Here is a 22,369-nt window from a genome sequence, read left to right as displayed (position 1 = left end):
ATTGGGAGTGAACGGGGGTACCCGAAGCGTGCGGAACCGTCACTTGTCGGTGGGTTCCTCGGTCTCGACGACCTCCTCGACCTCAACGACTTCTTCCGGGGCCACCTCGGCGCTGTCGGAGAACATGGGCGCGGAGGCCTCGTCGGTGCCCTGAGCGAAGAAGTCGCCGCCGAAGACGTCAGCGGACGCTGCTTCCTCGGTCACGAGCTGGCCGTTGGCGGAGAAGCCCGCGTGATCGACCTCGGTGGTCTCGATCAGGTCCTCGTCGATCTCGCGGAACGCGATAGACAGCGGCTTCTCGTTGAGCTGGGTGTCCACGAGCGGACCCACGTACTCGAACAGGCCCTCGTGCAACTGCGAGTAGTACGCGTTGATCTGACGGGCACGCCGAGCACCGAAGATGACCAGCCCGTACTTGGAATCGGTCTTGCCGAGCAACCGGTCGATGGGCGGGTTGACGATGCCTTCGTAATTCGTGCTCACGAGTGAATGACTCCTGTCATGGACTTCTTGGTAATGGGTAGGCTCCTGGCCGTGTGGGCTGGGTGCGTGGTGATCAGCGGTCAGTCCCGCGTCTGGGCGGGCAACCCCATGAGCTCTACAAGTTCAGCGGCGGCGCATTCCACGCGGTCATTGATCACCGTGTGATCGAATTCTGGTTGCGCCGCAAGCTCTACTTTAGCTGTTTCCAGCCGTCGCTGCTGCTGCTCCGGTGTTTCGGTCCCACGACCGACCAATCGCGCCACCATTTCTTCCCAGCTGGGCGGGGCCAAGAACACGAACTGAGCGGACGGCAGGGTGCGCTTGATTTCACGCGCGCCCTGCAGGTCGATCTCCAACAACACGCTTCTGCCCTGGGCCAACGCTTGGTCCACCTTTTGCCGAGGTGTGCCGTAGCGGTGCGAATTGTGCACCACGGCCCACTCCAACAAATCGTTGTTGGCCACCATGGAATCGAACTCTTCGTCCGAGACGAAGAAGTAGTGCACACCGTCCACCTCACCGGGACGAGCCGCACGCGTGGTGGCCGAAACCGACAACCACACTTGCGGGTAGTGATCGCGGATGTAGGTGGACACGGTGCCCTTGCCGACCGCCGTGGGTCCAGCCAGCACGGTGACGGTGGGTTTGACGGGCACGTGGACCTCCGGAAAAAGAAGTGGCGGAACAGGTGAAAACCTGTTCCGCCACTGTACCAACGGGTCAATCCATGGGATCAAACAGCTGCGTTCACAACAATGTGCCGCTGCTCACCGAATGCTCCGCCGGTGTGGATCTCGACTCACCGGTCAAGGTAGTCGATCAATGCACGTCGCTGGTGCTGCCCCAAACCACGCACCCGACGGGTTCGTGCGATACCGATCTGGTCCATGATGGCCGCCGATCGGACCTTTCCGATTCCGGGGGTGGCTTCGAGCAGATCCGTGACCTTCAGTCGGCTCACGGCTTCATCGCTGTCGCCGCGTTGCAGAACCTCGGCCACGGTCATGGTGCCCTCACGCAGTGCTTTCTTCACCTCCGCCCGCACTGTTCGCGCTGCAGTCGCCTTCTCACGTGCCCGCGCTCTCTCTTCATCTGTCAATGGACGTAATGCCATATGGATCTCTCTCCTCTGGTTGCTCTGCGTGCGCTCCCACACGCCTGCAGTAGCGGATCTGGGGGGTAGCCGCTATCGGAAAAGTACCCGACATTAATAAAGCCGTAAACACCACGAATAGCCCCTGATCAGGGTTTTCTGTGGTGTTTCAGCCTCTTTCAGAGAAGCGATTCATCCATAAAGGGCAGCGCTAAGTTCATCACCGGCTCGCTGCATTGCTGAACGCAATGCGGAAACGTCCGGACCATGGCGTAAGACACCCCGGGATGAATTAGCAAGAACATTCCCGCTGACCTGGCCAAACACCTCGGCCACCGCGTGTGCATCGGCCCCCTGGGCCCCATAACCCGGGGAAAGGATCGGGCCGTTGAAGCCCTGGAGGTTTATCTGCAGTTGTGAGAGGGCATCCGAGACGGTGGCACCAATAACCACTCCGCAACATCCCAGAGTATTATTTTTACCATTTATAACGATTTGGTCACGATTTACCAGTGATGTCCGTTCGGCACGGTTCTCTGTGACGCCCGACACGCTATTTACCGAGGTAGCAGCGGTATTCCGAAGATTTTCGTGCTGTACAGCTTTCAGGATTGTCTTCGCCACCGATTCAGCACCTCCCACGTGCTGAACGCTCGCGCCCTCGGGATTTGATGTCAACGCAAGGACAAAGGTTCCGCGGCCCGTTTCGCGGGCGAGATCCAGGGCCGGCCGCAAAGATTCGAACCCGAGGTACGGACTCAGCGTCACGGAGTCCGCCGCGAGCGGCGAATCATCGGAAAGCCACGCCGTCGCATAGGCGGCCATGGTCGACCCGATGTCACCGCGCTTGGCATCGGCAATGCTCAGGACCCCGGCCTCGCGGGATTCCTTCAGCACACGTTCGAGCACCGCCATGCCGGCCGATCCGAACGCCTCGTACAGCGCCACCTGAGGTTTCAGGGTGGCCGCGTGGCCCTCGGCCGCCTCGACCACGGTCAAGGAGAATTTCTCCAGGCCCGCGACCGAGTACGGCAGTCCCCAAGCGTCCAGCAACGCCGGGTGGGGGTCGATGCCCACGCACAGCGGACCGTGCCTGAGCATGGCCTCGCGCAGTCGTGTCCCGAAAGGCGCACGGGCCGCGGTCGATGCCTCGGGCGACCCGGGCGCGGGTGACGACGCCGCGGCGTCGTCACCCGCTCGATGTGTTCCCTGCTCAGCCACGCGCTTCCCCGGCGAGGACGGCGTCGCGCAGGTTCTTCTCGTGCACCTGCAGGCTGTTGACCGACCACGAGTACTGCCGCTGCGCCGTGATGGCCTGCAGCGCGGCACCGAGCTCGGACACCGTGGTCATGATCGGCACACCGATGGACGTGGCCGCCGCGCGGATCTGGTAGCCGTCGCTGCGTGCCTTCTGCCCGCCGGAAGGCGTGTTGAAGATCAGGTCGATCTTGCCGTCGGTGATCCAGTCCGCCACGGAATCCTCCCCCTCGGGGGCGTCCGTGATCTTGGAGACCACGGTGGATTCGATGCCGTTGCGGCGCAGCACATCGGCGGTGCCGCCCGTGGAGACGATCTCGAAACCGAGGTTCGAGAACATCTTCACGTAGATGACCGCGGAGCGCTTGTCTTTGTTGGCCACCGAGACGAACAGGCGCCCGGAGGTCGGCAACGGCCCTCCCACGGCGGCCTGGGCCTTGGCGAACGCGGTGTCGAAGTACTTGTCGATGCCCATGACCTCACCGGTCGAGCGCATCTCCGGACCCAGCAGCGAATCCACCACGGAACCCTCGGCGGTACGGAAGCGGGCGAAGGGCAGCACGGCCTCCTTCACGGCGACCGGGGTGTTCACCGGGAGGTCCGCGCCGTCGTACTTGGACGGCAGCACGTGCTCGTCCCGCAGCTGGGCAATGGAACGACCCGTGCCCATGAGCGCGGCGGCCTTGGCCAACTGCACGCCGGTGGCCTTGGACACGAACGGCACGGTCCGGGAGGCGCGCGGGTTGGCCTCGATCACGTAGAGGATGTTGGATGCCAGGGCGAACTGGATGTTGATCAGGCCGTTGACGCCCACGCCGCGGGCAATGTCCGCGGTAGCTTCGCGGACACGCTGCACGACCTCGGGGCCGAGCGTGACCGGCGGGAGCACGCACGCGGAGTCACCGGAGTGAATACCGGCCTCCTCGATGTGCTCCATCACGCCGCCCACGTACACTTCCTTGCCGTCGAAGAGCGCGTCCACGTCGATCTCGATGGCATCTTCCAGGAACTTGTCGATCAGCGCGGGGCGGTTGGCGCTCACCTCGGTCGCGTTCTCGAGGTAGCGGCGCAGTGAGTCCTCGTCGTAGACGATTTCCATGCCGCGGCCGCCGAGCACGTACGAGGGACGCACGAGCACCGGGTATCCGATGTCGTTGGCGATCACACTCGCCTCCTCGAAGGTGGAGGCGGTGCCGTTCTTGGGCTGGCGCAGACCGGCTTGGTGGAGCACGCGGGCGAATTCGCCGCGGTCCTCCGCCAGATCGATGGCCTCGGGGGTGGTCCCCAGAATGGGCACACCCGCGGCCTTCAGATCGGCGGCCAACTTGAGCGGGGTCTGGCCGCCCAACTGCACGAACACACCCATGAGGCCACCGCTGCGGCGTTCGGCCTCCACGATCTCCATGACGTCCTCGAACGTGAGCGGTTCGAAGTACAGGCGAGTGGAGATGTCGTAGTCGGTGGAAACCGTCTCCGGGTTGCAGTTGACCATGACGGTCTCGTACCCGGCCTCACGCAGCACCATGGAGGCGTGCACACACGAGTAGTCGAACTCGATGCCCTGACCGATGCGGTTGGGTCCCGAACCGAGGATCATGATCGACGGCTTGTCGTGCGGGGCGATCTCGTTCTCTTCGTCGTAGCTCGAGTAGTGGTACGGCGTGAACGCCTCGAACTCGGCCGCACACGTGTCCACGGTCTTGAACACCGGACGGATGTCCAGGGCGTGGCGGATACCGCGCACCACGGCCTCGTCCAGGTGCACGAGTTCACCGATCTGCGCGTCGGAGAAGCCGTGGCGCTTGGCCTCGCGCAGCGTCTCGGGGCGCAGATCGCGGTCCTCTCGGATCAGCTCGGCGGTTTCGTTGAGGAGCTGGAGCTGGTCCAAGAACCACGGGTCGATCGCGGTCGCGTCGAAAACCTGCTCCACCGTGGCACCGGCCAACAGCGCCTGCTGCACGTTGCGTAAGCGCTCCATGGTGGTCTCCTTGGTGCGTTCCACCAGCCGGGCCACGGTGTTGGGGCCGGCCTCCACCGCGGGCTTGGTGAAGTCGAAGGACGATCCCTTCTGCTCGAGGGAGCGCAATGCCTTCTGCAGCGCCTCGGTGAAGTTACGACCGATGGCCATGGCCTCGCCCACCGACTTCATGGTGGTGGTCAGTGTCGGATCCGCGGCCGGGAACTTCTCGAACGCGAAGCGCGGAACCTTGACGACCACGTAGTCCAGCGTCGGCTCGAAGCTCGCCGGGGTCTTCTGCGTGATGTCGTTGGGGATCTCGTCCAGTGTGTAGCCCAGCGAGAGCTTGGTCGCGATCTTGGCGATCGGGAAGCCCGTGGCCTTGGAGGCCAGCGCCGAGGAACGGGAGACACGCGGGTTCATTTCGATGACCACGATGCGACCGGTGTCCGGCTCCACGGCGAACTGGATGTTACAGCCGCCGGTGTCCACGCCCACCTCGCGGATCACGGCGATCGCGATGTCGCGCATCCGCTGGTATTCCACGTCGGTCAGGGTCAACGCGGGGGCCACGGTGATCGAGTCACCGGTGTGCACGCCCACGGGGTCCACGTTCTCGATCGAGCACACGACCACCACGTTGTCGTTGGCGTCGCGCATCATCTCCAGCTCGTATTCCTTCCATCCGAGGATGGATTCTTCGAGCAGCACCTCGGAGGTGGGCGAGTACTGGATGCCGGCGCCGGCGATACGGTGCAGGTCGGCCTCGTTGTAGGCCATGCCGGAGCCCAGTCCACCCATGGTGAAGGACGGGCGGACCACCATGGGGTAGCCGAGGGTTTCGGCGGCGGCCAGGGCCTCGTCCATGGAGTGGACGATCACCGAGCGGGCGGATTCCGCGCCGCAGCGCTCCACCACGCCCTTGAACGCCTCGCGGTCCTCGCCCAGGTTGATGGCCTCGACGTCCGCGCCGATCAGTTCGACGTCGTACTTGTCCAGCACACCGTTCGCATCCAGTGCCAGCGCGGTATTGAGCGCGGTCTGGCCACCCAGGGTGGGCAGAACGGCGTCGGGACGTTCCTTCTCGATGATCTTCTCGACCACCTCGGGGGTGATCGGTTCCACGTAGGTGGCGTCAGCGAACTCGGGGTCCGTCATGATGGTCGCGGGGTTCGAGTTCACGAGGATCACGCGAATGCCCTCGTCCTTGAGCACGCGCAACGCCTGGGTGCCCGAGTAGTCGAACTCGGCGGCCTGCCCGATCACGATGGGGCCGGAACCGATCACCAAAACACTGTTCAGATCTTGCCTACGGGGCATTAGCGCTGTCCTGCTTCCTGAGTCGCGGTGCCCTGAGCGGCCCGGTCCATCACGTCGATAAAGCGGTCGAAAAGGTAGGCGGCGTCGTGCGGACCCGCGGCGGCCTCGGGGTGGTACTGCACCGAGAAGGCCGGCAGATCCAGGCAGCGGATGCCCTCCACCACGTTGTCGTTGAGCCCCACGTGAGACACCTCAGTGCGGCCGTAACGGGATTCGGGAGCGGTCACCGTCTCCCCCACCTGCGCGTCCACGGCGAACCCGTGGTTCTGAGAGGTGATTTCCACCTTGCCCGTGGTCAGGTCCATGACGGGCTGGTTGATGCCGCGGTGGCCGAAGGGCAGCTTGTACGTGCCGAAGCCCAGGGCGCGGCCCAACAGCTGATTGCCGAAACAGATTCCGAAGAACGGGATCTTGGCGTCCAGGACCTCGCGCAGCAGCGCCACCTGGTGATCCGCGGTCGCCGGGTCGCCCGGACCGTTGGAGAAGAACACACCGTCCACGTTGCGGTTCGTGATGTCCTCGAACGTGGTGGTCGCGGGCAGCACGTGCACGCGCACACCGCGCTCCGCGAAACGCTGCGGGGTCATGCCCTTGATGCCCAGGTCTACGGCGGCCAGGTCGTGCTTGACCGGGCCATCCCAGCCGTGACCGGCCGGTTCCACCACGTAGGCCTCGTCGATACTGACCGACTCGGCCAAGCTCCGACCCTCCATGGTGGGCTGGTCCTTGACGAGCTGGACCAGCTCGGACACGGGCCGAGCGGCGTCGTCGCCGGCGAAAATGCCGGCACGCATTGCGCCCTTGTCGCGCAGGTGACGCGTGAGAGCGCGGGTGTCCACACCCTGCAGACCCACGATGTCCTGGGCGGCGAGCTCGTCGTCCAGGCTGCGCTCGGAGCGCCAGTTGGATGCGCGGCGCGCCGGGTCGCGCACCACGAAACCGTTGACCCAGATCTTGCGGGACTCGGCGTCCTGCTCGTTGACGCCGGTGTTGCCGATGTGCGGTGCGGTCTGGATGACGATCTGGCCCGCGTAGGAGGGGTCCGTCAGCGTTTCCTGGTAGCCGGTCATTCCGGTGGCGAACACGGCCTCACCAAAGGTGTTGCCGGGAGCGCCCCAGGAACGGCCGCGGAACACGCGGCCGTCCTCGAGCACCAGGACGGACGGTTGAAGGGGGTGTGAGTTCACGAAGAACTCCTTTCCTTTTCATGAAAAACTACATGCGCTGGGCGCAACGGAAGCTGATTCAGTGGGCGTTCACGAGGGCCGACGCCGCGTTCTCGAGTTCGCGGGATTCCTCGCCGTTGCGTGCGCGGAAGCCGGTGTCGACCACGGTCTCGCCGAGTTCCCACGTGAACACGACCAGGCCGTCACGTTCAACGAACTTGCCGACCATTCCGGAGGCGGTGGCCACCGAGCGCAGTTGCTCGCGGGGGATGTAGACGTCCTGAGCGCCCTGACGGTTGATCAGCACGCCGTCCTCGGCGACGATCGCCTCAGCGTTGGAGCGCACTCCGAGGCCGTGAATCGCGATCCGCTCGAGCGGCTGGGCCGTGTAGGTGGTCACCACGTACATGCCGTCCGCTCGGGTCACGAGCCGATCCAGCAGGTCAACGGGTGCCTGCGGCAACTGGGGCACGTCCGACTGGCGTCGAATGCGGCCACGCCACCCCCACCACACCAGGGCGAAGAGCACCACCACGATCAGGATCGCGAGGAGCGTGGGGAGAAGCTTGTCAGACATGGACGGGGTTGCCTTTCGTGATACGGGTCGGAGCGGGTCTCAGGAGGACAGCGGCGAGTTGAGCTCTCCGTCCAGGACCACGGGGTGGCCCCGGTAGAAGGTTGCGCTCACGCTGCCCGGAAGCGGCATGCCCTTGTAGGGGCTGTTGCGACCCTTGGACACGTGCGTTTCCGGATTGACCGGGGTCTCCCCCGCCGGATTCCACAGCGTGATGTTGGCGGGAGCGCCGGCCTCGAGTGCGCCACCCTGATCCCGCAGACGCAAGATCTCGGACGGGCGGCGCGAGGTGATCCTGGCCACCGTCGACCAGTCGATCATTCCGGTGTCCACCAGGGTCTTCTGCACAACGGACAGTGCGGTCTCCAGACCGGTCATGCCCATCGCGGCGCAGCTCCACTCGGATTCTTTGTCCTCAATGGTGTGGGGAGCGTGGTCGGTGCCGATCACGTCGATCGTGCCGTCCACCACGGCCTCGCGCAGCGCCATGACGTCCTCATCGGTGCGCAGCGGCGGGTTGACCTTGTAAACCGGGTCGAAGGTGCGCACCAGTTCTTCGGTGAGAAGCAGGTGGTGCGGGGTGACCTCCGCGGTCACGTTGATGCCGCGTTCCTTGGCCCAGCGCACGATCTCCACCGAGCCCTTGGTCGAGAGGTGGCAGATGTGCAACCGGGAGTTCACGTGCTGGGCCAGCAGGACGTCTCGGGCGATGATGGCTTCCTCCGCCACGGCCGGCCAACCGGTCAGCCCGAGTTCCGCCGAGACGACACCCTCGTTCATCTGCGCGCCCTCGGTCAGGCGCGGTTCCTGGGCGTGCTGGGCGACCAGTCCGTCGAAGGACTTCACGTATTCCAGGGCGCGGCGCATGAGTACGGGGTCGTGGACGCACTTGCCGTCATCCGAGAACATCCGCACCTGAGCGCGGGATTCGGCCATGGCACGAATCTCGGACAGCTGTTGGCCCTCCAACCCAACGGTTACGGCGCCCACGGGGTGCACGTCCGCCCAGCCGGCGTCCTGACCGAGCTGCCAGACCTGCTCCACCACACCGGCGGTGTCCGCCACGGGCTTGGAATTCGCCATGGCGAAGACCGCGGTGTAACCGCCCTTGGCCGCGGCGCGGGTTCCGGTGTCGACCGTTTCGGCATCCTCGTGGCCGGGCTGGCGCAAGTGGGTGTGCATGTCCACCAGGCCGGGCAAGGCAATGAGTCCGGTGCCGTCCACCACGGTGACATCGTCCGGGGTCTCCAGGGAGCCGGGCTCGCCCACGGCCTGGATCACGCCGTCCACGATCAGAAGGTCAACGGGGTCCGAGCCCTCGGGGCTCACAGTGCTGATGAGAAAGGAACTCACGATGTCACCTTCAATTGTCGGAGAGGGACGGGGTGCTCTCGTCTCCCGAGAGCAACAGGAACAACACGGCCATGCGCACGGACACACCGTTGGCCACCTGGGCCAGCACGGTGGACCGGGGTGAATCAGCCGCTTCGGACGAGATTTCCAGGCCGCGATTCATGGGTCCCGGGTGCATGATCACGGTGGGCGCATCCATCGCGTCCAGTGCGGCAACACGTTCCGGGGTCAATCCCCACGCACGCGTGTACTCCTGCTCGCTCGGGAAGAACGCGGCGTTCATGCGTTCGCTCTGCAGCCGGAGCATCATCACCGCGTCAGGACGTTGCGCGAGTACCTCGTCCAGGTCGTAGGAGACCTCGCACGGCCAGTGACCCATGCCCACGGGCAACAGCGTGGGGGGTGCCACGAAGGTCACGCGCGCTCCCAGGGTGTTGAGCAGCCACACGTTGGAGCGGGCCACGCGGGAGTGCAGCACATCCCCCACGATCACCACGTGCATACCTTCCAGGTCCATGCCCGTGCTGGGCCGGTCCTCGCGACGCGCGCGCACCCGCCGCAGGGTCATCGCATCCAGTAATGCCTGGGTGGGGTGCTCGTGCTTGCCGTCACCGGCGTTGACCACGGCGGCGTCGATCCAGCCCGACGACGCGAGCTGCTGGGGTGCGCCCGAGGCACCGTGGCGGATGACCACGGCGTCCGCGCTCATGGCCATCAGCGTCTGCGCGGTGTCTTTGAGGGATTCACCCTTGGAGACCGAGGACCCCTTGGCGGAAAAATTGATCACGTCCGCCGAGAGTCGCTTGGCGGCCGTTTCGAAAGAAATGCGGGTGCGGGTGGAGTCCTCGAAGAACAGGTTGACCACGGTGCGACCGCGCAGGGCGGGCAGCTTCTTCACGGAACGTGAGGACACGGAGGCCATTTGATCGGCGGTGTCCAGAATGCTGAGGGCGTCGGCGTAGCTCAGGTCGGCGGTGGTCAGCAGGTGCTTCACGAGGTGACCCCTTTCTCCGCGCGTGCCACGTCAGGATCGGAGGCGACGGGGGCGTCGATGACCACGCAGTCCTCGTGGTTCTCCGCGCGTTCTTCGGGATCCGATTCGCGCAGCAGTACCCGGACCTTTTCCTGCGAAGACGTCGGCAGGTTCTTGCCCACGTGATCGGCACGGATGGGGAGTTCGCGGTGACCGCGGTCGACCAGAACGGCCAGGCGCACGACCTTGGGGCGACCCACGTCCACCAGGGCGTCCAGGGCCGCGCGGATAGTGCGGCCCGAGAACAGGACGTCGTCCACGAGCACCACGGTGCGGCCGTCGATGCCACTGTCCGGGATAATGGTGGGTTGCGGGGTCCGCGCGGGATTCTTGCGCAGATCATCGCGGTACATGGTGATGTCCAACTGTCCGGTGGACGTACGGGCATCGAACGACTCGTCGGTCTGTTCGAGCTTGGCGGCCAAACGCTGGGCCAGTGGATAACCGCGGCGGGCGATGCCCAAAATCACGAGACCTGCGGTGCCCTTGTTGGACTCCAGGATCTCGTGGGCTATCCGGGTCAGGGCCCGGTCTATGTCGGCAGTCGAGAGAATCACGCGCGACGTGGTCGCGGGCAATGATTCGCCGTGTTCGGGCACGCTCACGTGCCGCCTCCTTCCCCGCCTCACTGGACGGACTTAAAGGTTGCGATCTTGATGTGACGCTATCACAGGAGAAAGGCCCCGGATCGCTCTGTACGAGCGGTCCGGGGCCCACGCCGTCAATCCAGCAGAGACGGCTTAACTTTCTGCAACCGACCCAGAAGCCCGTTGACGAACCGGGGTGAATCATCGGTCGACAATTCCCGGGCCACCGCCACGGCTTCGGACACCGCCACGGCATCCGGGATCTCGTCGTTGTAGAGCAATTCCCACGCGCCCACGCGCAGGACATTGCGGTCCACAGCGGGCATGCGGTCCAGGGTCCAACCCTGCGAATAAGTTTCCAGGAACTCGTCGATGTCCTCGGCGCGATCATAGAAACCCTCGAGGATGTCCACCGTGTAGGGGTTGATTTTGGAGGTGCTGTTGTCACGACGGCGGTTCAGCGCGTCCTGGATGGACTCGTCACGCTGTTCGGCCTCGAACAGAATTTCTACCGCGCGGACGCGGGCTTTACTGCGTGCGCTGCTCACTCGTTGACGCGTCCCAGGTAGTCGCCGTTGCGGGTGTCGACCTTGACCTTGGTGCCCTGTTCCAGGAACAGCGGAACCTGGATCTGGTAGCCGGTCTCCACGGTGGCGGGCTTGGTGCCACCGGTGGAGCGGTCGCCCTGCAGACCGGGCTCGGTGTAGGTGATCTCCAAGACGACCGACGGCGGCATCTCGATGTACAGCGGAGCGCCCTCGTACATCGCCACGGTCACGTTCTGGTTCTCGAGCATGAAGTTGGCGGCATCCCCCACGACAGCGGTGGGAACCGTGATCTGGTCGTAGGTGGAGTTGTCCATGAACACGTAGTCTTCGCCATCCTGGTACAGGTACTGGTATTCACTACGGTCCACCGTGGCGGTCTCGATCTTGGCACCGGCGTTGAAGGTCTTGTCGACCACCTTGCCGCTGGTCACGTTGCGCAGCTTGGTGCGCACGAACGCGCCACCCTTGCCCGGCTTGACGTGCTGGAACTCGATGGTCTGCCACAGGTTCCCGTCGAGCTTGAGGATGGTGCCGTTCTTGATGTCGTTGCTGGTTGCCACGGATTCACTTTCTCGTCGGAAACATCACTGCAAAGATTTTGGGGGCGTTAAGCCGAACCAGTGTACCGCGCCCGGTGCGGTACACCGTTCGTGCGCGCTATTCGGCGATCTCCTGGTAGCACGCGAAGAGGATCGCGGGGTCCGGAACCTCCATGATGCGCGGTGAACCGGCCTTGTCGAGGACTACGAAGCGCAACAGGTTGCCGCGGGTCTTCTTGTCCCGCTTCATGACCTCGAGCAGACGCGGCCATTGGTCCGCGCGGTACGTCACGGGCAGCCCCAACGACTCGAGGATGCTGCGGTGGCGGTCCACGACGTCGTCGGCGAGCGTACCGGCCGCACGCGCCAGTTCCGCGGCGAACACCAGGCCCACGGAGACCGCGGCGCCGTGTCGCCACTGGTAGCGCTCGTTGTGCTCGATCGCGTGACCGAGTGTGTGGCCGTAGTTGAGGAACTCGCGCCGCCCGGATTCCTTGAGGTCGGAGGAGACCACCTCGGCCTTGACCCGGATCGCGCGCTCGATCAGTTCACGCACCACGGGCGACTGCGAATCGCGCACCTCTTGCGGGTGTTCCTCGATCAAATCCAGGATCACGGGATCGGCGATGAAACCGCACTTGACGACCTCGGCCATGCCGGTCAGGTACTCGTTCTCCGGAAGGGTCTTGAGCGAGTCGAGATCGCACACGACCGCGGCCGGCGGGTGGAAGGATCCCACGAGGTTCTTACCCTCCGCGGTGTTGATCCCGGTCTTACCGCCCACGGCGGCGTCGACCATGCCCAGCAGGGTGGTCGGCAGGTGGATCACGCGCACGCCGCGCAACCACGTGGCGGCCACGAAGCCACCCAGGTCACTCACGGCACCGCCGCCCACGGTCACCACGGCGTCCGTGCGGGTGAAGTCCGAGGTGCCCATGATCTGCCAGCAGAACGCGGCGACCTCAACACGCTTGCCCTCTTCGGCGTCCGGGATCTCGGCCACGAAGCTCTGGATGCCGGCGTTCTTGAGGTCCTCCTGGACCAGGTCACCGGTCGCGCGCAGGGCGCGGGGGTGGATGATCAGGACCTTCTTGACGCGTTCACCGAGCAGCTCGGGGACCTTGCCGAGCAGCCCGTTGCCCACGAGCACGTCGTACCGGTTGTCGGGGGTGTCTCCCTGGACGGGAATGGTGGTCACCGAATCAGTCATGCTGTGGCGTCCCTTCGTAGTTCTTTCAAAGCTCTGTGCAGTTGCTGGACCAGCGAACCGATGCGCCGGTGGCCGGTGCCGTCCAAGCGGATCGTGGCGAGCCGTTCATACGTGTCACGCCGTTCGTCCAAAATCTCCCGCCAGCGCCGTTCCGGGTCCGGCTGCAGCATGGGGCGGGTCTTGTTCCCAGTGATCCGCGGGCGAACCGTGGCCTCATCGACTTCAAGGTAGATCACCGTGTGACCGGCCAGCAGATCTTGTACGGCCGGGGTCATGGGTGCTCCCCCACCGAGTGAAATCACCGCGTTGCGGTAACGGTGGTCTGCCAGTAGGTCTGCGACCACTTCGGCTTCGATCGCGCGGAAGTGCTGCTGCCCGTGAGCGGTGAACAGCGCCGGGATCGGACCGTGGTGCGCCTCGATCACGTGATCGGCATCCACGAAATCCAGACCGTAGCGCTTGGCGAAGTGATGACCCAGGTGTGACTTTCCCGCCGCCATGGGCCCGATGAGCACCAACGGCGTGGGCAGGGAACTCACGAAAGGTCCCCGCGCACCTCATCGAGGGCCGCTAGCTCCGAGGGGTCGGCCAGCTCCGGCGAGGTCCGGAGGTTCTCGGGAATAGCCGCCAGGTAGGCGTCCTTGTTGCGGACGGTCTCCGCAATCGAGTCGCCGCCGAACTTCTCGAGTGCTGCTTGGGCCAGCACAAGTGCGACCATGGCTTCTGCAACGACACCGGCCGCCGGTACGGCACATACGTCCGAGCGCTGGTGGTGGGCGCGGGCGGCCTCGCCCGAGGAAATGTCCACGGTGTGCAGGGCACGGGGAACGGTGGCGATCGGCTTCATGGCTGCTCTCACACGCAGCAGGTCACCGATGGACATGCCGCCCTCGATACCACCGGCGCGGTTGGTCACACGGTGCACGGTGCTGTCCGAACCGGGCAGGGTTTCGTCGTGGGCGCGAGTGCCGGGACGTGCCGCGGTGCGGAAACCGTCACCCACTTCCACGCCCTTGATGGCCTGGATGCCCATGAGTACTCCGGCCAGGCGTGCATCGAGACGGCGATCCCAGTGCACGTAGGAGCCCAGTCCCGGGGGCAGGCCCTCGGCGAGCACCTCGACCACGCCGCCCAGGGTCTCCCCCGCCTTGTGGGCGTCGTCGATGGTCGCGACCATGGCGTCCGAGGTGGCCTTGTCGAAGCAACGCAACGGATCGGCGTCGAGCGCTTCCACGTCACTGGCGGTGGGCAGGGCGGCGTCCTCGGGAACCGAAACCTCCGCGATCGCGGTCGTGTGGGATACCAGACGCACGTCCAGGGCCGCCAGAATCTGGGAGGCGACCACACCCAGGGCCACGCGCGTAGCGGTCTCGCGGGCCGACGCGCGCTCCAAGACCGGACGTGCCTCGACGAAACCGTACTTCTGCATACCGGTGAGGTCCGCGTGACCGGGGCGAGGGCGAGTCAGCGGAGCATTACGGGCACGACCCTCGAGCTTGGCCGCGTCCACGGGATCGGAACTCATGACGTCCTGCCATTTGGGCCATTCGGTGTTGGCGATCTCGATTGCCACGGGACCACCCTGGGTCAGGCCGTGCCGCACACCTCCCAGAATGCGGACCTTGTCCTGTTCGAACTTCATGCGTGCGCCGCGACCGTAACCAAGACGGCGGCGTGCCAGTGCCCGTTGAATCATCTCGGTGGTGAGTTCCACCCCGGCGGGAACACCTTCAATGATTCCCACGAGGGCCTCGCCGTGAGATTCTCCGGCCGTGAGCCAACGCAACATGTTCTACTCCAGTACTCGATCGTGGGAGCCGGTCAGGCTCCCGGAAACGGACGGTGATCCGGTCAACGGTTCAGACGTGCTTCGCGAACCCGCTGCGGGATCGCGCGCTCGGGGCGATTAACGGCCCGACACATGGCGGCCGTGAGCTCGGCTTCGCGGGGAACGGGTCGATCCGCGCGACCCAGGGTGAACCAGCGCACTTGATCGACCGCTTGAAAGATCAGCATATCTATTCCGGGCGCGATCGCTCCGCCCGCGTCCTGCCATGACCGAGCTATGGCCGAGGGCCAGGGGTCATACGCCGCGTCGAGGAGTACGCCACTCACCGACGCGTTCAGGGTTGCGAACTCCGCCGCCAGTTCATCGGCCCCGCGGGGAGGCAGCGTGCAGATCACGGCATCGTAGTCAGCCAACGACGCCGCTGCCTCGCCCCACGCGCGCGCGGTGACGGTCGCGCCGAGTCTCGCCGCGGCGTCGGTGACCTTCCCGGCACGATCCAGGGAGCGCACGAACACGTCGATTGACGGGGCGCCCAGCCCGTGCAGGGCGGCGACCGCAGCCGTGGCCGTGCCACCACCACCGAGAATTGCGCAGCGAGGCTCCGAAGGGATCTCGCGCGCGGCGATTACGGCGGCCATGATGCCTGTGACGTCCGTGTTGTCCGCGATGGTGGAACCGTCCGCCCGGAACACCAGAGTGTTGGCCACTCCGAGGGCCTCGACCATCGCCGTACGTTCATCAGCCTGGGTGGCAGCCAAGGACTTGAGCGGCATGGTCACGGAGAAACCACGCCAGAAACCTTCGGCCACGCGCTCACGCCAGAACCCGTTCCAGTCCTCGGCGGGTACGTCCCACCGTGTGTAGTCCCACTCGGCGCCCATCACGCGATAGGCGGCCGAGTGCAGGACGGGTGACAGGGAGTGCGCCACGGGGTGACCCAGCACCGCTGCGGCGTATCGCTCCATGTCTGCTCCCCCGTGAATCAGCTACACCGGCCTTCGTTGTCCGCGCACCATTGCTGGTACTCGTCAACGTTGCGGTTGTGTTCTTCGAAGTTCTCGGCGAACTTGGTCTCGCCGGTGTCGAGATTCACGGTCACCCAGTAGTAGTAATCGTTCTCGTCCGGGTTGGCGGCGGCCTTGATCGACTCGTCACCGGGCGAACCGATCGGTCCCACGGGCAGACCAGGGTGGGCGAACGTGTTGTAGGGGTTGGACTTGTCGCGCTTCTCCTCATCGGAGACGTGGTAGGAGCGCTTGCCCAGGCCGTAGGTCACGGACGCATCCGACTGGATCAAGCCGTTGGTCTCATCGTCCGGACGGTCGATGCGGTTGTAGATGGCACCGGCGACCTCGGGATAAATGTCCGGTACACCCTCGAACTCGACGAGCGATGCCACGGTGATCACGCGGAACCACTGATCCTCGGGGACCTCGTTGTTGTTCAACGTGCCCTTGGTGCGGTCGACCATCTCCTGGATGATCTGCTCCGCACTGGCGTCCAACGGGAAGCGGTACTCACCGGGGTGCAGCCAGCCTTCGAGGGTGGGGAATTCTTCCGGAACGCCAAAGCGATCGGTGTCTTCCTTGAACGCTTCGAACTCGGACGTGTCGATGCCCGTGGATTCACTCAGGGTTTGGAAGGTGTCGTCGATGCGCTGAGTCTGCGGCACGGCGGCATAGTGCGTTGCCTCGTCGCGCTCCATCATCACGTCGATGGCCGCGTCCGAGCTCATCTGGGTCTTGAGTTGGTAATCACCGGGCTGGATGAAGTCTTCGGGATAGCGTTCCTGGAACGTCTCGATGAAGTATCCGGCATTCGCCACGATGTCCTCGGACTCCAGGGAATTGGCGATCTGACCGGTTGATTGACCGTCGCCCACGGTGAAGTTGACGTCCTGGTCGCCTTCACCGTTGTAATCCTTGCGTTCGAACAGGCCGAAAGCGGATCCGAGTACGGCCACCACGATCAACAGGGCCGCAATGAACAGCGCAATGGCCGTGGCCAGGGACGCGCGCGAACGGCGCTTCTGGCGGGCCGCCATCTCCGGGGAGACATCATGGTGCTCGAAGGCACCGGAGAGACCCGGGCGGCGGCTTTTATCGTCGGCTTCCAGAGTGCTCAGAAGGCCGCCGGACGTGGCGGAGTCCTTTGCGCCACCCTGTTCAGGGCCGCGGTTGGCCTTGTTATCTCGTGGCTGATCGCTCACGAATGATCTCCGTCCGCCGTTGTCCGTGGTCTTCGGATACTTTCGGCGCACTGCCGAAGAATATCGTCCATTATCCGCGATCTAACTGTCGATGGGGAAACCGGGTTCGGTTCCCGTTGCCTTGCCCTGATCGATGGCCGCCTGCAAGAACGTCACAGCTGCCATCTGATCAACCTTGTCCATGTGGTGCTTCCGAGATACCCCCGCGTCCAGAAGCGACTGGTGCGCCGCAACCGTGGACAAGCGTTCATCCACGAGCCGCACAATTGTTTCGCACTCACGTGAGCTTAACCGATTCTGCAGGGCTGCCGCGTACTCTCGGGCCATGTCCGTGGATCGATTCTCCTGACCGTTCAAGCTACGCGGCAATCCAACGTACACCGCGACCACTCCGAATTCCTCGCACATGCTTGTGATGATTTTCACATCAAAGCGTTTCTTGCGATTCTTGTCCCGGGTGACCGTCTGATGCGGCGTGGCCAACACGCAGTCAGGATCGGTCAGGGCTATTCCCACCCTGACCGATCCCACGTCCACGCCCATGCGGACACCTCTCACGAAGGTGCTGCTCACGCGCCCACTACGGAGCGGATCTGCTCGCGCACGGCCTCGAGTGCGTCGTCGATCTTGGAGGCGTCGGAACCGCCGCCCTGGGCGACATCCGGCTTGCCACCGCCACCGCCGCCGAGCACCCCCGCGGCGGTGCGAACGAGCTGGCCCGCGGCCAGACCGGCGTCGCGAGCGGCGTCGTTGGCGGCCACCACGATCAGCGGGCGGTCGTTGGCGACACCCGTGACGGCGGCGACGGCGGGCTCGGAACCCAGGCGCGTGCGCAGATCGAGTGCCAGGGAACGCAGGGCGTCCGCGGACGCGACCTCACCGGCGTTGTGCAGGACCGCGTTGACCGTGCCCAGCCGCTGCGCGTCGTTGACGAGCTGACCGGCCTGAGCCTGCAGCTGCTGCTGACGCAGCACGGTCAGCTGACGCTCGGTCTCCTTGAGCTTGTCCAAGGTTGCCGAAATCTTCTCGGGCAGCTCGGCGGTCGACTGGACCTTGAGCATGCCGGTGAGCTGATTGACCAGGGTGCGCTCGGCGGCCAGGTGGTTGAACGAGTTCAGACCCACCAGCGCCTCCACGCGGCGGTTACCCGAGCCCACGGACTGTTCCGAGACCAAGGACAACGAACCCAGCTGGGCCGTGGAGCCCACGTGGGTACCACCGCACAGCTCACGCGACCACGGACCGTTCATCTCGACCACGCGCACGTTCTCGCCGTACTTCTCGCCGAACAGGGACATGGCACCCAGCTTCTTGGCCTCGGCCAAGGGCATCTCCTGCGTCACGACCTCGAAGTCGTCACGGATGGCCGTGTTGGAGATCTGCTCGATCTCCTGCATCTGGGACGCGCTCAGGGCCGCACCGTGGGAGAAGTCGAAGCGCAGGTAACCCTCCTTGTTGAAGGAACCGCGCTGCACGGCGTCCGGGCCGAGCACCTCGTGCAGGGCAGCGTGCACCACGTGGGTACCCGAGTGGGCGGCCTCGCCGTCGTGGCGGCGGCGCGAGTTCACGCGCGCGGTGACCGCAGCACCCTGGGTGACTTCACCCGAGGTGACCTTGACACGGTGCACGGACAGACCCTTGACGGGCTGCTGGACGTCCAGGACCTCCAGGGAGAAGTCAGGGCCCTCGATGATTCCCACGTCAGCGGCCTGGCCACCGGCCTCGGCGTAGAACGGAGTTTCTTCCAGGACGATCTCCACCTGTTCACCGGCGCTGGCTGCGGGGACGGTCACGCCCTCGGACAGCACGGCGCGCACCGAGGTCTGAGTGACCAGCTCGGTGTAACCGGTGAACACGGAACCGTGGTCGTCGAGCAGGCGGCGCAGCTCGGACAGGTCCGCCATCGCGCCCTTCTTGGCGCGGGCATCCGCCTGAGCACGCTCGCGCTGCTCGGTCATCAGTCCGCGGAAGGCCTTCTCATCCACGGAGACGCCGGCCTCAGCGGCCATTTCCAGGGTCAGGTCGATCGGGAAGCCGAAGGTGTCGTGCAGGGCGAACGCATCCGCACCGCTGACCACGCGCTTCTCGGACTTGGCCTGGGTCACGGCGTGCTCGAGGCGTGCGGTGCCGGACTCGATGGTCTTCAGGAACGCCTTCTCCTCTGCGTACGCAATGCGGGAGATCCGCTCGAAATCATTGGACACAACCGGGTACACGCCCTTCATGGCGTCACGCGAGGCCGGTAGCAGCACGGGCAGGCACGGTTCGGTGACACCCAGCAGACGCATGGAACGCACGGCACGGCGCAGCAGACGGCGCAGGATGTAGCCGCGTCCCTCATTGGCAGGGGTCACGCCGTCCGCGATGAGCATGAGCGAAGATCGGATGTGGTCGGCGACCACACGCATGCGCACGTCGTCCTCGTAGCCCTCCTGCTCCGCGTTCTCGGTACCGCGGTAGGTACGACCGGACAGCTCGGCGGCGGCGTCGAGCACGGGACGGACCTGATCGGTCTCGTAGAAGTTCTCCACGCCCTGCAGCAACATGGCCAGACGTTCCACGCCCAAACCGGTGTCGATGTTCTTCTTGGGCAGGTCACCGAGGATCTCGTAGTTCTTTCCCTGTCCCTCGCCGCGCTGGTACTGCATGAACACGAGGTTCCAGATCTCGATGTAACGGTCGTCATCGACCGCCGGGCCGCCCTCCTTGCCGTAGCGGGCGCCGCGGTCGTAGAAGATCTCGGAGTCGGGGCCGGCGGGGCCGGGTTGACCGGTGTCCCAGTAGTTCTCGTCACGGCCCATGCGCTGGATCCGCTCCTCGGGGATACCCACGGTGTCGCGCCACAGGTCGTAGGACTCCTGGTCGCCCTCGTACACGGTGACCCACAGGCGGTCGGGATCCAACCCGAAGCCACCCTTGTCGAGCGGGGTGGTCAGCAACTCCCAGGCCATGGGGATGGCCTTCTCCTTGAAGTAGTCGCCGAAGGAGAAGTTGCCGGCCATCTGGAAGAACGTGCCGTGGCGCGCGGTCTTACCGACCTCTTCGATGTCCAGGGTGCGGATGCACTTCTGGATCGAGGTGGCACGCGGGAACGGCGCGGTTTCCTGCCCCAGGAAGTACGGGATGAACGGCACCATGCCGGCAATGGTGAACATCGCACCCGGCTGGTTGGACACCAGAGAGGCGGACGGCACGACTTTGTGACCCTGGCTTTCGAAATAGCTCAGCCAGCGTTGGGTGATCTCGTGTGAGAGCATTACCGGTTATTTCCTTCTGACGATTGACCGCGATTGATAATCTCGGTGGATTCTACGTTGTCTTGGGGTCCCACCACGGTGTGCGGGCCGCCCGCCCCGGGGTGATTGGCGGTGTGATCGACCGGGGTGCGCACGCCGAATTGCTCGCGCAATTCCGTTTCGCGTTCGTTCATCCCGGACTTCACGCGCGCCGCGAAATCCTGCAGGTAGCCGCTCACGGCCTGCATCCGCTGTACGGCCGAGCCGGAGCGCAGCTGCACTTCGGTACTACGACGCCGCTCCAGTTGCCCCGCGATCGCCTCTCGCGTCTTCGGGTTGTTGGCCACGCGGGTGGCTACGCTCCCCGCGATGGCTCCGGCGGCGATGAGCGCCAGTTTGGACCACATTCCCATGGTGTGTCCCTTCGGGTCCGACTCGATAATTACGTGGCTCGGGCACGTTCACGGCCCGAAGAAACTCAGATCTGGTCGCGCACCGTGCCGGGCCCCTCCGAGGTGGGGCGTTCCGAGGCGGGGTGTTCCGTAGCGGGTGCCGCGGTGGGCGCCGTCGCGCGGGTCGAGCCCGCCGCGCCGTCGGCGGTGCTGTGGTTCGCGGAAGGCGAGGCCCCCGGCTGCGGCGAGCTGGGACCCTGTTGCGGTGTGAAGGCGCGACGCAGACCGTGCGAGAACGAGGCAACCTTGATGAGCGGCTGACCCACCGTGGACGCCACGAGCGAGGACAGCGCCGACACATTGGCGGAGGCATCCGAGACGTTGGAGGTGATGCCGTCCACCTTTTCCAACTGGGTGTTGGTGGTGGACACCGTGCGGGTGACCTCGTCGATCAAGGGTGTGGTGCCATCGTTGAGCGAACGGATGGTCAGGCGCAGTTCGTCGAACACGCGCCCGAGCTTGATGATCGGAAGTGCCAACAATCCCACGAGCACCGCAAACACGCCCGCGGAAATGAGTCCCGCGATATCTCCACCGTCCATAGGGCGATCCGTACCTCTCGTCTGTTGAGCTGATGATGTGCCGTGCCACGAACCGGTGCCACGGCCGACCGAAGGGAAACTTTACCCAACCTTGCTGGGGGCTGCCGGTTCATCCGCCCCCGAAAACACACACAGCCCGCGGCCGGAAGCCACGGGCTGTGTGCACCACTCACCCGAAACCGGGAGAGCGTGGGAAAAGCATTACGCCATACGGGCGTAGTACTCGACCACGAGCTGCTCTTCACAGGTCACGGGGACCTCGGAGCGCTCGGGCTTACGAGTCAGCGTTGCCTGCAGACGGTCGATCGCAACGTCCAGGTAACCCGGGGTGTCGGGCAGGACGTCCTGGTGTGCGCCGGTGGCGGCCACCTGGAACGGAACCATCTTCTCGGAACGCGGAACCACGTGGATCATCTGACCCGGGCGCACGCGGAACGACGGGCGATCCACGCGCTGGCCGTCCACCATGATGTGGCGGTGGACGACGGCCTGGCGGGCCTGAGCCATGGTGCGAGCGAAACCAGCGCGCAGCACCAAAGCGTCCAAGCGAGTCTCGAGCAGAGCGATGAGGTTTTCACCGGTCTGGCCGTCCTGACGCTTGGCCTCCACGTAGGCACGGTGCATCTGCTTCTCGCGGATGTCGTACTGAGCGCGCAGACGCTGCTTCTCGGTCAGACGAACCTTGTAGTCCGAGTCGGACTTGCGGCGGGCACGACCGTGCTCACCGGGAGCGTACGGGCGACGCTCGAAGTACTTCTCGGCCTTCGGGGTCAGTGCGATACCGAGGGCGCGGGACTTTCGCACCTGACGGCGCGCACGCAATGCGTTGTTAGCCATGTTGCCTTTCATGCGGTCGACGGTGCACGCACGGTGGTGCGTGAACCGATCTGTGTGGTTCTGGCCTCCTGCGCGCGGGAATCGGTCCCGGCGGGAGAGGTGCGGATCAGCCGCAATCCGTCATACCTACAGTTGGCTCAGATGATCTCGGCCGTGAGGGTGACACGGTGATGAGGTCATGATT

General features: G+C 64.9%; 22 protein-coding genes. All 22 read right to left on the bottom strand.

The features are described from left to right. Window positions 1–39 precede the first annotated feature (39 nt). A complete protein-coding gene (rpoZ, locus tag EWV37_RS00165) occupies window positions 40–483 on the bottom strand; it encodes a DNA-directed RNA polymerase subunit omega (RefSeq protein ID WP_095798010.1) in 444 nt (147 codons plus the stop codon). Between the two features lie 80 nt (window positions 484–563). After that, window positions 564–1,139, bottom strand: a complete 576-nt coding sequence (gene gmk, locus EWV37_RS00160; protein WP_129699319.1) for a guanylate kinase — start codon at window positions 1,137–1,139, stop codon at window positions 564–566. A gap of 143 nt (window positions 1,140–1,282) precedes the next feature. Further along, window positions 1,283–1,597, bottom strand: a complete 315-nt coding sequence (gene mihF / locus EWV37_RS00155; RefSeq protein WP_095798012.1) for an integration host factor, actinobacterial type — start codon at window positions 1,595–1,597, stop codon at window positions 1,283–1,285. Between the two features lie 171 nt (window positions 1,598–1,768). Then, window positions 1,769–2,689 (bottom strand): orotidine-5'-phosphate decarboxylase, encoded by a 921-nt coding sequence (gene pyrF / locus EWV37_RS00150; RefSeq protein WP_095798106.1) that lies wholly within the window; start codon window positions 2,687–2,689, stop codon window positions 1,769–1,771. 100 nt (window positions 2,690–2,789) lie between these two features. Next, a complete protein-coding gene (carB, locus tag EWV37_RS00145) occupies window positions 2,790–6,110 on the bottom strand; it encodes a carbamoyl-phosphate synthase large subunit (protein WP_129699317.1) in 3,321 nt (1,106 codons plus the stop codon). Further along, on the bottom strand, window positions 6,110–7,297 hold the full coding sequence (gene carA, locus EWV37_RS00140; protein WP_129699315.1) for a glutamine-hydrolyzing carbamoyl-phosphate synthase small subunit: 1,188 nt from the start codon (window positions 7,295–7,297) through the stop codon (window positions 6,110–6,112). The genes carB and carA overlap by 1 nt, the downstream gene beginning before the upstream one ends. 58 nt (window positions 7,298–7,355) lie before the next feature. Further along, on the bottom strand, window positions 7,356–7,853 hold the full coding sequence (locus tag EWV37_RS00135) for a PH-like domain-containing protein (RefSeq protein WP_095798015.1): 498 nt from the start codon (window positions 7,851–7,853) through the stop codon (window positions 7,356–7,358). Window positions 7,854–7,892: 39 nt separating this feature from the next. After that, window positions 7,893–9,203: a dihydroorotase gene (locus EWV37_RS00130; protein ID WP_129699313.1), complete on the bottom strand. Its 1,311-nt coding sequence runs from the start codon at window positions 9,201–9,203 to the stop codon at window positions 7,893–7,895. A gap of 10 nt (window positions 9,204–9,213) precedes the next feature. Next, complete coding sequence (locus EWV37_RS00125; protein ID WP_129699311.1) at window positions 9,214–10,197, bottom strand: aspartate carbamoyltransferase catalytic subunit; 984 nt, start codon at window positions 10,195–10,197, stop codon at window positions 9,214–9,216. Then, complete coding sequence (gene pyrR / locus EWV37_RS00120; RefSeq protein WP_129699309.1) at window positions 10,194–10,841, bottom strand: bifunctional pyr operon transcriptional regulator/uracil phosphoribosyltransferase PyrR; 648 nt, start codon at window positions 10,839–10,841, stop codon at window positions 10,194–10,196. The genes EWV37_RS00125 and pyrR overlap by 4 nt, the downstream gene beginning before the upstream one ends. A gap of 116 nt (window positions 10,842–10,957) precedes the next feature. Then, window positions 10,958–11,371 (bottom strand): transcription antitermination factor NusB, encoded by a 414-nt coding sequence (gene nusB / locus EWV37_RS00115; RefSeq protein WP_095798019.1) that lies wholly within the window; start codon window positions 11,369–11,371, stop codon window positions 10,958–10,960. Then, window positions 11,368–11,931 (bottom strand): elongation factor P, encoded by a 564-nt coding sequence (gene efp / locus EWV37_RS00110; RefSeq protein ID WP_095798020.1) that lies wholly within the window; start codon window positions 11,929–11,931, stop codon window positions 11,368–11,370. The genes nusB and efp overlap by 4 nt, the downstream gene beginning before the upstream one ends. Window positions 11,932–12,028: 97 nt before the next feature. Then, window positions 12,029–13,120: a 3-dehydroquinate synthase gene (gene aroB, locus EWV37_RS00105; protein ID WP_095798021.1), complete on the bottom strand. Its 1,092-nt coding sequence runs from the start codon at window positions 13,118–13,120 to the stop codon at window positions 12,029–12,031. After that, complete coding sequence (locus EWV37_RS00100) at window positions 13,117–13,659, bottom strand: shikimate kinase (protein WP_095798022.1); 543 nt, start codon at window positions 13,657–13,659, stop codon at window positions 13,117–13,119. Before EWV37_RS00100 ends, aroB begins: the two co-directional genes overlap by 4 nt. Beyond that, window positions 13,656–14,909 (bottom strand): chorismate synthase, encoded by a 1,254-nt coding sequence (gene aroC / locus EWV37_RS00095; RefSeq protein ID WP_095798023.1) that lies wholly within the window; start codon window positions 14,907–14,909, stop codon window positions 13,656–13,658. The genes EWV37_RS00100 and aroC overlap by 4 nt, the downstream gene beginning before the upstream one ends. A 62-nt stretch (window positions 14,910–14,971) precedes the next feature. Beyond that, window positions 14,972–15,874 (bottom strand): shikimate dehydrogenase family protein, encoded by a 903-nt coding sequence (locus EWV37_RS00090; protein ID WP_129699307.1) that lies wholly within the window; start codon window positions 15,872–15,874, stop codon window positions 14,972–14,974. A 17-nt stretch (window positions 15,875–15,891) separates the two neighbouring features. Further along, on the bottom strand, window positions 15,892–17,118 hold the full coding sequence (mltG, locus tag EWV37_RS00085) for an endolytic transglycosylase MltG (protein ID WP_238662961.1): 1,227 nt from the start codon (window positions 17,116–17,118) through the stop codon (window positions 15,892–15,894). Between the two features lie 81 nt (window positions 17,119–17,199). After that, entirely contained in the window at window positions 17,200–17,691 is a 492-nt protein-coding gene (gene ruvX / locus EWV37_RS00080; protein ID WP_129699305.1) for a Holliday junction resolvase RuvX, read from the bottom strand. After that, entirely contained in the window at window positions 17,688–20,375 is a 2,688-nt protein-coding gene (alaS, locus tag EWV37_RS00075) for an alanine--tRNA ligase (RefSeq protein WP_129699303.1), read from the bottom strand. The genes ruvX and alaS overlap by 4 nt, the downstream gene beginning before the upstream one ends. Further along, on the bottom strand, window positions 20,375–20,767 hold the full coding sequence (locus EWV37_RS00070; RefSeq protein WP_095798028.1) for a hypothetical protein: 393 nt from the start codon (window positions 20,765–20,767) through the stop codon (window positions 20,375–20,377). The genes alaS and EWV37_RS00070 overlap by 1 nt, the downstream gene beginning before the upstream one ends. A 65-nt stretch (window positions 20,768–20,832) precedes the next feature. Then, the gene (locus EWV37_RS00065; RefSeq protein WP_095798029.1) at window positions 20,833–21,348 is read right to left on the bottom strand and encodes a DUF948 domain-containing protein; all 516 of its coding nucleotides are present in this window, start codon (window positions 21,346–21,348) and stop codon (window positions 20,833–20,835) included. 201 nt (window positions 21,349–21,549) lie between these two features. Continuing rightward, complete coding sequence (gene rpsD, locus EWV37_RS00060) at window positions 21,550–22,185, bottom strand: 30S ribosomal protein S4 (RefSeq protein ID WP_095798030.1); 636 nt, start codon at window positions 22,183–22,185, stop codon at window positions 21,550–21,552. Window positions 22,186–22,369: the final 184 nt, after the last annotated feature.

The organism is Kocuria carniphila (assembly GCF_004136555.1).
GTDB lineage: Bacteria > Actinomycetota > Actinomycetes > Actinomycetales > Micrococcaceae > Kocuria > Kocuria carniphila.
This window is presented reverse-complemented; position numbering and strand designations above follow the sequence as displayed.

Bases quoted from the DNA above. Each gene is read 5' to 3' on its own strand.
- EWV37_RS00135 (WP_095798015.1), bottom strand. From the start codon at position 7,853: ATGTCTGACAAGCTTCTCCCCACGCTCCTCGCGATCCTGATCGTGGTG.
- aroB (WP_095798021.1), bottom strand. From the start codon at position 13,120: ATGACTGATTCGGTGACCACCATTCCCGTCCAGGGAGACACCCCCGAC.
- carB (WP_129699317.1), bottom strand. From the start codon at position 6,110: ATGCCCCGTAGGCAAGATCTGAACAGTGTTTTGGTGATCGGTTCCGGC.
- EWV37_RS00065 (WP_095798029.1), bottom strand. From the start codon at position 21,348: ATGGACGGTGGAGATATCGCGGGACTCATTTCCGCGGGCGTGTTTGCG.
- EWV37_RS00090 (WP_129699307.1), bottom strand. From the start codon at position 15,874: ATGGAGCGATACGCCGCAGCGGTGCTGGGTCACCCCGTGGCGCACTCC.
- mihF (WP_095798012.1), bottom strand. From the start codon at position 1,597: ATGGCATTACGTCCATTGACAGATGAAGAGAGAGCGCGGGCACGTGAG.
- EWV37_RS00070 (WP_095798028.1), bottom strand. From the start codon at position 20,767: ATGGGAATGTGGTCCAAACTGGCGCTCATCGCCGCCGGAGCCATCGCG.
- alaS (WP_129699303.1), bottom strand. From the start codon at position 20,375: ATGCTCTCACACGAGATCACCCAACGCTGGCTGAGCTATTTCGAAAGC.
- aroC (WP_095798023.1), bottom strand. From the start codon at position 14,909: ATGTTGCGTTGGCTCACGGCCGGAGAATCTCACGGCGAGGCCCTCGTG.
- rpsD (WP_095798030.1), bottom strand. From the start codon at position 22,185: ATGGCTAACAACGCATTGCGTGCGCGCCGTCAGGTGCGAAAGTCCCGC.